The 14499-nt window shown below is 71.2% G+C and carries 11 protein-coding genes; 10 read left to right on the forward strand and 1 reads right to left on the reverse strand.

The features are described 5' to 3' along the window. Window positions 1-227 precede the first annotated feature (227 nt). The 9 genes from ACH34W_RS01715 to ACH34W_RS01755 all read left to right on the forward strand — a co-directional run bounded on the left by ACH34W_RS01715 (window position 228) and on the right by ACH34W_RS01755 (window position 10057). Window positions 228-3698: a nitrate- and nitrite sensing domain-containing protein gene (locus ACH34W_RS01715; protein ID WP_395959284.1), complete on the forward strand. Its 3471-nt coding sequence runs from the start codon at window positions 228-230 to the stop codon at window positions 3696-3698. Beyond that, window positions 3695-4141: a roadblock/LC7 domain-containing protein gene (locus tag ACH34W_RS01720; RefSeq protein ID WP_395958853.1), complete on the forward strand. Its 447-nt coding sequence runs from the start codon at window positions 3695-3697 to the stop codon at window positions 4139-4141. The genes ACH34W_RS01715 and ACH34W_RS01720 overlap by 4 nt, the downstream gene beginning before the upstream one ends. Window positions 4142-4172: 31 nt before the next feature. Beyond that, window positions 4173-4601 (forward strand): DUF742 domain-containing protein, encoded by a 429-nt coding sequence (locus ACH34W_RS01725; protein ID WP_395958854.1) that lies wholly within the window; start codon window positions 4173-4175, stop codon window positions 4599-4601. Between the two features lie 163 nt (window positions 4602-4764). After that, window positions 4765-5328 carry a GTP-binding protein gene (locus ACH34W_RS01730; RefSeq protein WP_395959285.1) on the forward strand — a complete coding sequence of 188 codons (564 nt, stop codon included), beginning with the start codon at window positions 4765-4767 and terminating at the stop codon, window positions 5326-5328. Beyond that, window positions 5325-6371 (forward strand): LLM class flavin-dependent oxidoreductase, encoded by a 1047-nt coding sequence (locus ACH34W_RS01735; RefSeq protein WP_395958855.1) that lies wholly within the window; start codon window positions 5325-5327, stop codon window positions 6369-6371. Before ACH34W_RS01730 ends, ACH34W_RS01735 begins: the two co-directional genes overlap by 4 nt. A 231-nt stretch (window positions 6372-6602) precedes the next feature. Continuing rightward, window positions 6603-7574, forward strand: a complete 972-nt coding sequence (locus tag ACH34W_RS01740) for an ABC transporter substrate-binding protein (RefSeq protein ID WP_395958856.1) — start codon at window positions 6603-6605, stop codon at window positions 7572-7574. A 4-nt stretch (window positions 7575-7578) separates the two neighbouring features. Then, window positions 7579-8352 carry an ABC transporter permease gene (locus ACH34W_RS01745; protein ID WP_395958857.1) on the forward strand — a complete coding sequence of 258 codons (774 nt, stop codon included), beginning with the start codon at window positions 7579-7581 and terminating at the stop codon, window positions 8350-8352. A gap of 2 nt (window positions 8353-8354) precedes the next feature. Next, window positions 8355-9173, forward strand: a complete 819-nt coding sequence (locus tag ACH34W_RS01750) for an ABC transporter permease (protein ID WP_395958858.1) — start codon at window positions 8355-8357, stop codon at window positions 9171-9173. Between the two features lie 92 nt (window positions 9174-9265). Beyond that, a complete protein-coding gene (locus ACH34W_RS01755; RefSeq protein ID WP_395959286.1) occupies window positions 9266-10057 on the forward strand; it encodes an SGNH/GDSL hydrolase family protein in 792 nt (263 codons plus the stop codon). Window positions 10058-10155: 98 nt separating this feature from the next. On the opposite strand, the gene ACH34W_RS01760 is transcribed toward ACH34W_RS01755, so the two are convergent. Beyond that, window positions 10156-10542 carry an STAS domain-containing protein gene (locus ACH34W_RS01760; protein WP_395958859.1) on the reverse strand — a complete coding sequence of 129 codons (387 nt, stop codon included), beginning with the start codon at window positions 10540-10542 and terminating at the stop codon, window positions 10156-10158. A gap of 181 nt (window positions 10543-10723) precedes the next feature. On the opposite strand from ACH34W_RS01760, the gene ACH34W_RS01765 reads away from it, so the two are divergent. Then, window positions 10724-14488 (forward strand): AAA family ATPase, encoded by a 3765-nt coding sequence (locus tag ACH34W_RS01765; RefSeq protein ID WP_395958860.1) that lies wholly within the window; start codon window positions 10724-10726, stop codon window positions 14486-14488. The last annotated feature ends 11 nt before the right edge of the window (window positions 14489-14499 follow it).

The following is a 14499-nucleotide window of genomic DNA, read 5'->3' on the forward strand; positions in this document are numbered from 1 at the left end:
TACGGATCTGCGAAGATCGCTGACACCTTTGCGGCGTGTCTTCTAATGTGCTCCAATGTCGGGCGCAGTGAAGGAACAGCGGGCATGTCGTGCACACCAATCGCGCAGCCCTCGACCGCCGGAAAACGGCACTGTGAGTGAGAGGGTGTCAACGCCAAGTGCGTATGCAATCGGGCGATGAGAGTCGGGAAGCTCCCCCCGCGTCCGGGCGCGAGCTTCCCTTGGCCGTGCCCGCCGCCGCCGATTCCCATCGCGGGCTGGGCAAGCTCCGCCTCCACAACTGGCGGGTGCCGGTCCGGCTGTTCGCGCTCATCGCGATCCCGACCTTCGTGGCGGCCCTGCTGGCGGGATACCGGGTGTCGGTCGACCTAGGCGACGTCTCGGACTATCAGCGGCTGGAACGCCTCGCCGAGCTCGGCGAGCAGATGGCCGCCTTCTCCCACGAACTCCAGGGTGAACGGGACCTCCGGGTGGACCGGACCGCGAGCCGCACGTACAGCGGGGTCACCCTTGACACCCTCCGCGCGAAGGAGGCGTCGGTCGACGAGGCCGCTGGAAGGGTGCGCGCCACGGCCCGAGGGGTGAGCACCGAGGGCTCGCCCGGCCTCGAACTGACCGTGCGCACCGTCCTCACCCGCATCGAGGTGCTGCCCGCCCTCCGCAAGCTCGCCGACGAGCTGCCCGCGGGCGCGGTCGTGGACAAGTACTCCGGGGTCATCGCCGACGTCAACGACTTCCACCTCCAGCTCGCCCAGGGCGCGCCCAAGCCCGACCTCGCGCAGAACTCGCTGGCCCTGTCGGCGATCGCGCGCGCCAAGGACGCCGCGTCCCAGGAACGCGCGCTGGTCGCCATCGGCCTGTGGGTCGGCCAGTTCGAGCAGGCCGAACTGAGGGCGCTGGAGTCCACGAGCGCGGAATGGGAGAGCAGGGTCGCCACGTACCGTTCGACGGCGACCGGTGAGCAGCGCCGGTTGTACGAGGACACCGTGACCGGCGCGGAGATCGACCAGACCGAGAGCACGCGCCTGCAGACCGTCAATCTGGCTCGCGGCTCCAGCCGGCTTCGGGTCCGGCCGACGCTCAGCGTCACCTCCGCGCGGCAATGGGGCCGCGACATGACGGCGAAGACCGAGAAGATGCGCGACGTCGAGAAGGTGCTGGGCGAGTCGCTGACCGAGCGCACCAGCAGCCTGCGCGGGGATGCCCTCACCGCCGCGATCCGTGACGGCGTCATCCTGTTCCTGGTCATCGCGATCGTCCTCATCGCGACCATCATCGTCGCCCGGTCGCTGGTGCGGCCGTTGCGCCGGCTGCGCAACGGCGCGCTGGAGGTGGCGGGCACCCGGCTGCCGGGCCTGGTGGACCGGCTGCGGGATCCGGAGGCGGCCGCAGGCGGCATCGAGGTCGACCCGATCGACATCATCTCCACCGACGAGATCGGCCAGGTCGCCCGAGCGTTCGACGAGGTCCACCGCGAGGCGGTCCGGCTCGCGGCCGACGAGGCGGTGCTGCGAGGCAACATCAACGCGATGTTCGTCAACCTGTCGCGGCGCAGCCAGTCGCTCATCGAACGCCAGCTGCGGCTGATCGAGGAGCTGGAGCAGAGCGAGCGCGACGAGGAGCAGCTGGCCAACCTCTTCCGGCTGGACCACCTGGCCACCCGCATGCGCCGCAACTGCGAGAACCTCCTGGTCCTCGGCGGCCAGGACCAGGCCCGCAAGTGGAACCGGCCGGTCCCCCTCATCGACGTGGTGCGCGCCTCGCTGTCGGAGGTCGAGCAGTACGAGCGGGTCGCGCTGCGCGTCCAGGGCGAGATGACGGTCGCCGGTCCCATGGTCAACGACCTGGTGCACCTGCTGGCCGAGCTGGTCGAGAACGCCACGGTGTTCTCCGCCGAGAGCACCAAGGTCACTGTGTCGGGCCAGCTGCTGAGCGGCGGCGGCGCGATGCTGCAGATCACCGACAACGGCGTGGGCATGTCGGTCGAGGAGCTCGAGCAGGCCAACTGGCGGCTGGCCAACCCGCCGGTCATCGACTTCTCGGCTGCCCGCCGCATGGGCCTGTTCGTGGTCGGCCGCCTCGCGGTCCGGCACGGCATCCGGGTCGAGCTGCGGGCCGCGCAGGGCGGCGGCCTCACCGCGTTCGTGGTGCTGCCGGACGCGGGCGTGAGCCCCAGCGAGTCCGGGGGCGTGGGATCGCGCAACTTCAGCGGCAACCGCGAGTTCGACGTCCCGGCGCCGGTGTTGTCGGCCGGCGCGGGCTCCCCGATGGCGCTCTCCGCGCCTGCGCCCGGCGCGTCCGGTGCCTTCCAGCAGCCCGGTGCGGACGAACGCGGCGGCCAGCCGCCCACGTTCCGTGACACCGGGGCGCAGCCCTTGTTCCAGGACACCGGCGCCAGACCGTCGCTCCAGGACACCGGACCGCGCCCGTCGCTCCAGGATCCCGGCTCGCGCCAGTCCTACCAGGACCCGGGCTCGCGCCCGTCCTACCAGGACTCGGGACAGCGCCAGTCCTACCAGGACTCGGGGCCGAGGCACTCCTACCAGGACACAGGATCGCAGCCCTCCTACCAAGACAGCGGATCGCAGCCGTCCTACCAGGACACGGGATCGCAGCCGTCCTACCAAGACACGGGATCGCAGCCGTCCTACCAAGACACGGGATCGCAGCCGTCCTACCAGGACCCGGGACCGCAGCCGCGGCGCCGCAACACCGGAGGGCAGCCGCGGGTGTCCAACACCGGCCCGCTGCCGAGGATCCAGGGGACGGGCCCGCAGCAGATCGTGTCGCCCATGGAGTCGTCGCGCCCGTCGCACACGTCGACCGGGCCGCTGCCCGTCCGGCAGCCGGGCGCGCAGCTGCCCGGCCGCGCCGACCCGCCGGGCCAGACAGGCCCGCTGCCCGCCGTGACGGACGGCAGGCATCAGACGGGGCCGCTGCCGGCCGTGCCCGAGGCGCAGCCGCGCATTCCCGAGCAGCAGAACGCGCCTGAGCCCAACCAGCGCCGGCAGATCTCGTGGGAGACCGGCCCGCAACCCGCGGTGGAGGCCTTTGGCAGCGCCGGCGCCGGCGACTATGGTCGCGGCGCAGAGCGGGGCCGCCAGCCCGGATCCGAATCGGGTGCCGGTCGCGGCGCGTCGTGGGGCGAGCCGCAGGGCGGCGGTCAGGGCGGGCCTCGGCAGCCCGCGCCGTTCACGCTCGAGGAGCCGGTCCTCGAGCCGCCCGCTCCCGAGCCCGTCGTGCGGTCCGAGCCGCCGCCGAGCAGCCCGGAGCGGTCACCGATCTTCGACGCGATGCAGTCGGAGTGGTTCCAGCGCAGTACCGAGGTTGGGGGAGGCAAGGATCCGGTGAAGGGCTGGGAGTCGCCCGCCGACGCGGGCTTCCAGGCCGCCGAGGCGGTCCGGGAGCCGGTGGCCGGCAAGCTGACCTCCGTCGGGCTGCCCAAGCGGGTGCCCGGCAAGAACCGGGTCCCCGGCGCGGTAGCGTCACCCGGGACCCGAACGACTGGCACCGGGCCGGTGGAACAGCCACCGGCGCCACGGCAGAGCCAGTCGGCTGACGTCGTCCGAAACCGCTTCGCCAGTCTGCAACGCGGCGTCCACCGTGGGCGCACGCACATGCAGGACGGCGGGCAGGGCGATAGCACAGGTGAAAATCCGTCGCAGCAGGGCGGCGGAGAGACAGGAGGCACCCGGTGAGCGGGCAGGATCTCAACTGGTTGGTGACGAACTTCGCGGACCGGGTCCCGAAGGTCGCGCACGCCGTCGTGGTCTCCTCGGACGGTCTGCCGATGGCCTACTCGGCAGGCTTCCCGCCGGAGCGGGCGGACCAGCTCTCGGCCATCGCCTCCGGGCTGATGAGCCTGACGCAGGGCGCGGCCAAGATCTTCGACGCCGGCGGCGTGAGCCAGACCGTCGTCGAGATGGACCGTGGACTGCTGTTCGTCATGTCCATTACCAACGGCTCGGTGTTCGCCGTGCTGGCCGCGCCGGACTGCGACCTCGGCCTGGTGGCGTACGAGATGACGCTGCTGGTGGAGCGCGTCGGCCGGGTACTGACCCCGGCGCTGCGCAGCGGCGAGCAACCGCCCCACTCGGCTCCTCCGGTGTCCGAGTTGGGCGCCGGCCCGGCCCGTTACTGACCTTGATTAACTTTGGCGGAGGGTCGGCGTGATGGATCGAGGCGGACACTACGGTGCCGGTCCCGGCGGTGTCCCGAGATGGGACGACACGTCGCACCGGCAGCAGCAGCCGCCGGACCAGGACTCAAGTTCCCTGGTGCGGCCGTACGCGGTGACCGGCGGGCGTGTCAAGCCGCGGTACGACCTGGCGATCGAGGCGCTGGTCACCGCGGCTCCCTACCCGCCGCGTGACGTCTCCATGCTGACCCCCGAATACCGGGCGATCATGGATCTTTGCCGGTCGGCGCGCTCGGTGGCCGAGGTGTCCGCGCTGCTGAGGCTGCCCCTCGGCGTGGCCCGCGTGCTCGTCGCCGACATGGCCCTTGAAGGACTTCTGCGGCTGCACCAGTCGCGCCCCACCGGGACGCAGCCGGACCTCCGCCTGCTGGAAAGGGTGCTCAGTGGACTTCGCAAGCTCTGATCGGGGATCTGTCGCGGGGCCGCCCGCAGGACCGGGTGGGCCAGGCGGCCCGGCCGGTCGCGGTGGCCCAGGCGGGCCCGGCGGGCCTGGTGGCCCCGGCGGTCCCGGCGCGGGCGGCCCCGGCATGGGTGGTCCGGGTGGCATGGGTGGCCCGGAGGGCGACCTGGTCTCGGTCAAGATCGTCGTCGGTGGCGGTTTCGGCGTCGGCAAGACGACGTTCGTCGGCTCGGTCTCGGAGATCATGCCGCTGACCACCGAGGCGGTGATGACGGCCGCCAGCGCGGACGTGGACGACCTGTCCGCGGTGCCGGACAAGACCACCACCACGGTCGCCATGGACTTCGGCCGTGTGTCGCTGGACAGCGAGCTGATCCTCTACCTGTTCGGCACGCCCGGGCAGCACCGGTTCTGGTTCATGTGGGACGACCTGGTCAAGGGCGCCATCGGCGCCGTCGTGCTGGTCGACACCCGGCGCCTGGCCGACTGCTTCGCCGCGGTCGACTACTTCGAGGAACTGGGACTTCCGTTCGTGGTCGGCGTCAACGGCTTCCACGGCGAGTTCCAGTACGGCGTCGAGGACATCCGCGATGCCCTCTCGATCAGCGCGCACGTGCCGATCGTCCAGTGCGACGCGCGCAGCCGGGACTCGACCAAGCAGGTGCTCATCACCCTCGTCCAGCACGCCATGTCGGTGCACATGGCAGCCGCAGGGCCAGGCGGACCATGACCTGCGCGGCCGGTCTTCCCCCCGACCGCGAGATCTGGACGCTGACCTTCCCGGCCGCCGGCCGCGGGCCCGAGGCCGCCGTGGCAGCCGAGATCCAGGGCTGGGACGGGATCCTCATCGCCGACAGCCAGAACCTCACCGGCGACGTGTACGCGACGCTGACCGCCGCCGCGGCGGCCACCGAGCGCATCCTGCTGGGGCCTGGCGTGACCAACAGCGTGACCCGCGACCCGGCGGTGACCGCGTCCGGCATCGCGACCGTGCAGCAGTACTCCGGTGGCCGGGCGGTGCTGGGCATCGGCCGCGGCGATTCGGCGGTCGCCTATCTCGGCAGGAGGCCGACGCCGGTCGCCGAGTTCGAGGACTACCTGAGCGACGTGCAGACCTACCTGCGCGGCGAGGCGGTCGACCGGTCGGGGTTCCCCAGCCGGCTGGAGTGGCTGCCGGGTATGGACCTGCCCAAGGTCCCGGTCGAGGTGGCCGCGACCGGTCCCAAGGTGCTCGCGGCCGCCGCCCGCACGGCCGACCGGATCGCGGTCACCGTCGGCGCGGACCCCGGCCGGGTGCGCTGGGCGATCGACACCGCGCGCCGGGCCCGGGAGGAGGCCGGCCTCGACCCCGCCGGCCTGTCCTTCGGCGCGTACGTCAACGCGGTGGCGCATCCCGACCGGAGCGTCGCCCGCGAGGTGGTACGGGGCAGCTTCAGCACGCTCGTGCGGTTCGGCGGCATGTCGGACGCGGGTTCCCAGGTCACCGCGGCGGCCGACCGGTCGGCACTGGCCACGCTGGCACGGGACTACTCGATCCGGAGCCACGCGATGCGCGAGACCGGGCACGCCGCGGCGATCGACGACGGGTTCGTCGACCGCTTCGCCGTGGTCGGCCCGAGCGAGCACTGTGCGGAACGGCTGCGGGAGCTCTTCGACGTCGGGCTGGACCGGCTCATCATCGCCGGCCATTCCCGCGACGCCGACCCGGCGTTGCTCACCGAGACGGCGGAGCGCTTCGCGTCCGAGGTCCTTCCGATGGTCAGGAAGAACTGACCGGAAGAACGGGCCAGAAAACACTCAAAGGCGAGAGAAGGTGTGCAGCGATGCATTATCAGTCATCGGGCTGACATTCGTACGAATGATGATCATTGTGCGCTAGTCTCTTCGCGCTGGCCGACGGCCATCGCTGGTAACCCCCGTGTAGCGATTCGGCCGCCCGCTCACCATCCGTCATCCCCGCGAGTTGGCTGGAGCGGCCGGTGGCTCGTTTCGTAAGGAGCAACAATGAAGTTCGGTCGACTCCGGCGTGCCCTGGGCGCCGGCCTGGTCGGCGTCCTCGCCGCCGGCCTCTTTGCCGGATGCAGCGATTCCGATGACCCCGCCGGTGACGGCGAGCTCGAAAAGAGCACGCTCAACATCGGCACCCTCCCCATTGCCTATGCGGCCCCGGTGTACCTCGCGCAGCAGAAGGGCTGGTTCAAGGAGGAAGGGCTGACCGTCAAGACCGAGGTCTTCGCCGGTGGCGCGGCGGCACTGCCCAAGCTGATGGGCGGTCAGATCGACATGATGGTCAGCAACCACGTGAGCGCGATCGCCACCACCGCCAAGGGCCAAAAACTGCGTATCCTTGGCGAGATCGACCTCGGTGTGGAGAAGGAGCTGCCGGTCCTGGTCGCCAAGGACTCGCCGATCCACACGCCCGCCGATCTCAAGGGCAAGAAGATCGCGCTCAACACCGTGCGGAACCTGGGCGAGCTGACCGTCACCTCGGCGCTGGCCACCGCCGGCGTGGACGTCAAGAAGGACAAGGTCCAGTTCGTCGAGGCGCCGTTCCCGACGATGGTGGGGCTTCTCGAGAAGAAGTCGGTCGACGCGATCTGGGTCGCAGAGCCCTTCCTCACCGACGCGCAGAAGAAGCTCGGTGCCCGCACGGTGCTGGACTCGCTGACCGGTGCCACCAAGGACCTGCCGCTGGACGGCTACGTGGCCACCGACGCCTTCGTCAAGAAGAACCCCAAGACCGTGGCCGCGTTCAAGCGCGCCATCGCCAGGGCGCAGGCGCTGGCGGCGCAGGACCGCAACGCGGTGATCAACATCCTGCCCAGCTTCGCCAAGATCGACAAGAACACGGCGTCGTCGATCGTGATCGGGCCGTTCGTCACCTCGACGAGCGAGACGCGGTTGCAGCGGGTGGCCGACTTGATGCTCAAGTACGGCTTCATCGACCAGCAGTTCGACGTCAAGACGATGCTCTGACTCGATGAGACAACGTTTGATCCGTGGCGGTCTCGGCGTGCTCGTCTTCCTCGTGCTCGCCGAGGCCGCCGCGCGGCTCGGATTCATCAAGTCCAGCGTGCTGCCGCCGATGTCGGCGGTCGTGAAAGCGGCCGTACTGCTGGCGGGGGACACCGGCTTCCTGCAGGACGTGGGCGCCACGCTCTACGTGTGGGCCTGCGGCATGCTCCTCACCGTCGCCGTCGGGGTGCCGCTCGGCGTGCTGCTGGGCTCCCTGCGGCTGGCCGATCAGGCGTCCCGCGGCATCCTGGAGTTCCTCCGGCCCATCCCGTCGGTGGCCCTGGTCCCGCTCGTCATCGTCATCGCCCAGTCCGACTTCCGCATGAAGGCCATCGTGATCTTCTATGCCGCGCTCTGGCCGGTACTGATCAACACGATGTACGGGATGCGCGAGGTCGACTCGCTCGCCAAGGAGACCCTTCGCAGCTACGGGTTCGGGCGGATCTCGGTGCTCTGGCGGGTCGCGCTGCCCCACTCCATGCCGTTCATCGCCACGGGCGTACGGATGGCGGCCTCGGTCGGGCTCATCCTGGCGGTGAGCGCCGAGCTTCTGGCCGGCGGAACGCACGGGATCGGCGTGTTCATCCTGCAGGCGTCCAGCGGAACCGACATGCTCGACGAGGTGCTGGCCGCGGCGCTCTGGGCGGGCGCCATCGGGCTCGTGGTCAATCAGGTGCTGGTCCAGCTGGAACGGTCGATGTTCCGCTGGCACGTGGTCCGGACGGAGGCGGCCCTGTGAACATGCGCTCTGTGAGTGTGCGGAGACTGGGATCCCGGGTCGCCGGGGTCCTCGCCGTGGTGTGGCTGCCCGTCGTCGCCGTCATCGTGTGGCAGAAGGTGACCGCTGCGAAGCAGGAGCCGTTCTTCCCCGAACCCCTGGTGATCTGGGAACGGATGAAGACGTCGTGGTTCACCGGCCCGGCCGACCACCTGTTCCTGAACGAGGTGGCGACTGAGCACTGGTCCGCCAGCCTCGGCCGGATGTTCACCGCCTGGGCGGTCGCCGGCGTGCTCGGCGTGGTACTCGGCATGGCGCTCGGCCGCTCGCGCCTGGTCTTCGACTTCCTCGACCCGCTGCTGCAGTTCGGCCGTGCCATGCCGCCGCCCGCGCTGGTTCCGTTCTTCATCGCGGTCTTCAAGATCGGTACGCAGATGCAGCTCGCCACGATCATCTTCGGGGTGATCTGGCCGGTGCTGCTGAACTCCATCGACGGGGCGCGCAGCGTCGACCGTGTCAAGCTCGACACCGCCCGGGTGTTCGGCATGTCGCGCTGGATGCGGCTGCGGTACGTCATCCTGCCCGCGGCCGCGCCCAAGATCTTCGCGGGACTCCGGCTCAGCCTCTCGCTCTCGCTGATCCTCATGGTGCTCTCCGAGCTCGTCGGCAGTACCGACGGCATCGGTTACCAGCTCCTGACAGCCCAGCGCGAGTTCGACGTCCCCCAGATGTGGGCGAGCATCGTGCTGCTCGGCGCGCTGGGCGTGCTGCTGAACACGGCCTTCGTCCTGATCGAGCGCCGAATGCTGGCCTGGCACCGAGGATCCCAGGGCCACGCCTGATTTGTTCCTGATTTATTACGGTGGCGTAGGAATCTATGTACGCTGCATGATTAATCCCCGTGACCGAACCTGATTCCGTTCTTGGGGTTGCGATGGGAGATCAGCAGCAGATCGGGACCTTCGTCGCGCTGGGGGACAGCTTCACCGAGGGGTTGAACGACCCGGACCCCGCCGCCGGGCCCGACCGGTTCCGGGGCTGGGCCGACCGCCTCGCGGAGCAGCTCGCCGAGTACGATCCCGGCTTGCGCTATGCCAACCTGGCGATCCGCGGCAAGCTGCTGCACCAGATCGTCGAAGACCAGGTGCCGCAGGCCATCGACCTGCGACCCGACCTCGTGACGTTCTGTGCCGGCGGCAACGACATGATCCGTCCGGGAGCCGATCCGGACGCGCTGGCGGTCGAGTTCGACAGCGCGGTCCGGCGGCTCCGGGCGACCGGCGCGCGCGTCCTGGTCTTCACCGGTTTCGACCCGCGGGGGCTCCGCTCGGGCGGGCGAATCCGGGGCAAGGCCGCGATCTACAACATGCACCTGCGTGCGATCGCCGACCGGCGCGGCTGCGCGGTCGTCGACCTCTGGCCGATGATGAGCGTCTTCAACGACCCCCGGGCCTGGTACGAGGACCGCCTTCACCTGTCGCCCGAAGGGCACCGCCGGATGGCCCTCCGGGTCGCCGAGGCGCTTGACCTGCCCGTTTCGGGTGACTGGCGCGAGCCTTGGCCGGCGGAGGAAACGGCGGCGGACTGGCTGACGATGCGCCGCGAAGATATCCACTGGGCCAGGGCCTACCTGCTGCCCTGGATAGGACGCCGGGCTACCGGCCGTTCCACCGGGGACGGACGTGGCCCTAAGCGGCCGACGCCCTCGCCTCTGCAGAAGGCGTGACGCGAGGCGTGACTCCACGAGTGGTCTGACAGAACCAGGCACCCCCGGGCCTTGGGGCTCCGGGGGTGCCAGGTCGGATCGGTGGCGCCTGTGGTCGGTCAGGCGGGTTCGGTGGCCGGTTCGTCGCCCATCGCGCGTTCGGCGCGGCGGACGGAGATGGCCTCTTCGGCACTGTCGAAGATGGCCAGCCGGCCGGTGAGACCGGTGACCTCGAGCGTCCGGCGCACGATCGGCCGGGGTGCGGCGAGGCTCACACTGCCGCCGGCCGTGGTCGCCGCCTTGTAGCAGCTGATGATGACGGAGAGACCGTGCGAGTCCATGAACTCCAGGCCCTCCAGATCGAGGATCACGAGATCGCCGTGTTCGCGGCGCGCGGAGTGCAACGCCTGGCGCAGGTCTTCGGCGTTGGCGATATCCAGCTCGCCTTGCAGCCGCACGACGGTCAGCCCGTCATGCGGCTCGGCGGTCACTTGCAGTTGCTGCACGGGGGATTCCTCCTCCCGGTCGGCGGGCGTTCGCCGGTGTCCCGGCAAACGCTCTTCATCGGTCAACTATCGCGGACCGGCGCCCAAGTGCCAAGCCGACGACCTTGGCGTTGTCCTCAGACCGCACGTGCGGAGCCCGGAGGGGATGTTTGTGATCGCCCCGCGCCGTAGGGTGCTCGTTGTGAACGCGCCTCGTTTGCCGGAACACCTCGAGCTGCTCCTCACCGACGAGCCCGTCCTGGACGTGTACGCCCACGGACCGTGGCGGGTGCCGGACGGCCTCTACGAGGAGCTCCGGCAGCGCGCCGTGGAGTACAACCGGGACCCGCGCGCGGTGGTGCTCTCCCGGCAGCTCAGCGACTTCTACGGACCGGGCACGTCCGCGGCGGGCGCCGAGCAGTGGTCGTTGCTGACGTTCCTGCTGGGAGCCTCCGCACTCCGCGGCGGATCGCGCGGCGACGTCGACTACGAGCTGCTGTCGAGTTTCCTGGCCACGCCGGAGCCGGCCGTCCGAGAGCCGCTGGCCTGGTTCTCGCAGGGCGGGCGGTGGCGCCCGCCCGGGCTGTGGCTCCCCGAGCCCGCCGGGGACGACCGCGAGCGCCGTACGGTGATGTTCCAGCTCGCCCGCGCCGGGCTGGACGTCTTCGAGGGACTCGAACCCGTCGAGGAACGGCGGAGGGCCCTCGTCGAGCTCTATGACGGGCGGGCGAACGACCCCGAGCTGCGGGAACAGGACCTGACCACTCCGCTCGAACGCCTTGAGGAGCTGTGGACGTCGAGCCTGTCCGCCGAGGCGCTGGCGGTGCTTCCCGAGTGCACCGGGCCGGTCGGCTATCTCACCTGGGCGTGCGCGGGCCTCGCCGCCGCGCACGAGCGCCTCGCGGGCGCCGTGAGCGAGAGCGACTCGTTCGACACCGCCCTGGCCAGGCTGTTGCTGGCGGCGGACGTCACCGTCGCCCCGGCCGAGCTGGCCCCCGCAGTCGGCACGGCTCGTTACGCGTCGGTCGATGACCGGTTGCGCGCGCTCCGCGCCGACTTCGCCGTCGAGGCGTGGCAGCTCGAACTGCGCACCTGGCTGGCGCGCGGGCTCGTCGCCGGCGAGGCGGACGCCTGCCGTGCCTGGCTGGACATGGCGATGCGCATCACGGGCGCGGTGCAGGGCCTGCCCGAGGCGGCCACGACGCCGCGCTGCCGCCTGCCGTTCCGCGCGTTCAACCTCGACCTGAGGCGGCTCTTCAAGGTCCGCCGTGTCGCCAACCCGCTCACCCGGCGCCTGGCGGCCGCCACGGCCACCGCCACCCCGGACGCCGAGGCGAGCGAGGCGAGCGCGGCAGGGACCGGAGCAGGGCCAGGGGAGACGGAGCCGGCGGGCGAACGGGCCGCCACGAGCCCCATCGTGGGCCAGCCCGAGCTGGTCGCTACGCTGCACGAGGCCATCGCCGCACGGCTGGCGGGGGAGCGGCCGGTGCGGCTGCTTGTCAGCGGGCCGGAGGGCACGGGCAAGGGCACCGCCGCCGAGGTGGCCGAGCGTGTGCTGACCGAACGCGGCGCGATCCGCGACTCGTTGTGGATCTCCGACCAGGTGTTCTCCGCGCTGAGCGGAAGCGACGCGGTGCTCTGGTTGCAGGCCCGCGTCCGCGACTGCCTGGAGGGCCGCCTCCTGCTCGTGGTGGACGACCTGGAGAAGCTGGCCGGTTACGACCGCTGCGGTCCGGCCGCGGTCGAGGAGCTCCGGCGCCTGATGGCCCGGTCACCCGGCCTGGACGTCATCGCGCTGTGCCGCCCGGGCGGCGACCGGCGGCTGTTCGACGTCAACCCGGCGCTGGTCGGGGCCTTCGAGGTCACCCGGACCCGGGAGTTCACCGAGGACGACTTCACCGAGCTGTTCCGCCGCGCCGTCGAGCGCCGTGGCGGCACGGCCGCACCGCCGGTGGCCGCGTCCGCCGGGACGCTGCTCACCCGCACCGCGCCGCTGCTCAACCTGCGCGGCGCCAGGCTCGTCGAGCACCTCGCCGACCAGGCCTGTGCCGCCGCGCTGGCCCGCGCCGACGCCGCGTTCGCGGAAACCGAAACCGCCCCCGCCGCTGCTGCACAGGCACCCGCCGCTGCGCAAGCCTCCGCTGCTGCACAGGCACCTGCTGCTGCAAAGACTCCCGCTTCTGGACAGGCCCCTTCCGCCGGTCAGGCCGCGGCGGACGGCGGCGGCCCGGTGGTGGAGGTCACCGAGGCCGATCTTCCGCAGCGCCTCATCGCCGGTGGCGCCGTCACGGCCGACCCGTTCGCCGAGCTCGCCGCTTGCGCGGGCATCGAGCCGGTCAAGAGCGAGGTCGAGGCGCTGGTCGCCGAGGCCAAGGCGGCACACCTGCGCCGCGAGGCGGGCATGCCGACGGCCGCCCGGCCACGCCACCTGGTCTTCATGGGCAATCCGGGGACGGGCAAGGCCACGGTCGCGCGCTGCCTCGCCCGGATCTACACCGACCTCGGCGTGCTCACGACCGGGCACCTCGTCGAGGTCGACCGGGCGGACCTCGTGGGCGACTACCCGGGGGAGAGCACGCTCAAGGTGCGCCGGGTCGTGGAACGTGCCCTGGGCGGCGTGCTCTTCGTCCGTGACGCCCACACGTTCAACCCCGTCGACTCCACGCGCGGCAGGGAGGCGGTCGAGGTCCTCCTCACCGCGGTGGAGGCGCATCCCGAGGACCTCATCGTCGTGCTCTCCGGGCCCGAAGCCGAGCTGAACGGGCTGCTCAAGGCCCATCAGGACCTGGCCGCGCACTTCCCGAAGGCCATCAGGTTCCCGGATCTGACCGACGACGAGCTCGTCCAGGTCTTCGCGCGGCTGGCGGCCGAAGAAGGTCTCGCGCTGGCCGACGGCGTGCTGGAGAAGGTCCGCGGGCTGGTGCGGGCGGCGCCGCGCGAACGCGGCTTCGCCAACGCCGGGCTCGTGGTCAACCTGCTCGAATGGGCGGTGGCGATGCAGGGCCGCCGGGTGCTCGCCGACGGTGTCGTCGACGAGACCGAGTCGCTCGACGAGATCCTGCTGGTCGACGTGCCCGACAGCCTCGCCCCCGACCGCGGGCGGCTGGTCGGCGACCCGCTCGCCGAGATCGACCGGCTGATCGGGCTGGCCCCGGTCAAGGCGGAGGTCGCCAAGCTGGTCGCCGAGGCCCGCACCGACGGGCTGCGCCGCGAGGCGGGGCAGCCGCCGCTGGCGCCCACGCGGCACATGGTCTTCACCGGCAACCCGGGCACCGCCAAGACGACGATGGCCCGGCTCATCGCCGCCGTCTACGCCCAGCTCGGCCTGCTGTCGTCCGGGCACCTGGTCGAGGTCACCCGGGCCGGCCTCGTCGGTGAGTACGTCGGGCAGACCGCGCCGCGCGTCCGGGCGGCGGTGGACAGCGCGCTCGGCGGGGTGCTCTTCGTGGACGAGGCGTACTCGCTGGCCCCTGCGGGCGCCGACCAGCGCGACTTCGGGCACGAGGCAGTCGCCGAGCTGATCAAGCTCATGGAGGAGCACCGGTCCGACCTGGTGGTGATCGTCGCGGGGTACGAGGGCGAGATGGAGCTGTTCCTGAAGTCCAACCCCGGTCTGGCCTCGCGGTTCCCCAAGGTGCTGCGCTTCCCGGACTACGGCGAGGACGAGCTGATCACCATCTTCGAGTACATGTCCGCCGAGCAGGGCTTCACGCTCGCGGACGGGGTGCTGGCCGGTGTCCGGCGGTTGCTCTCGGCCGCTCCGCGCGACTCCTCGTTCGGCAACGCGCGCCTGATCCGCAACATCCTGGAAGACGCGATCTCGCGCCAGGGGCAGCGCATCGCGGCAGCGGCCGACGAGAGCCCGGGCACGGTCACGCCGGCCGAAGTACGGCTGCTGCGGCCGGAGGACCTTCCCGCCAGCCCGGAGCCGCCCGAACGAGGCGGGGGCCACGGGCCGTACCTGTAACGGGTCACACG

The organism is Actinomadura sp. 6N118 (assembly GCF_044326415.1).
Classification (GTDB): Bacteria; Actinomycetota; Actinomycetes; order Streptosporangiales; family Streptosporangiaceae; genus Spirillospora.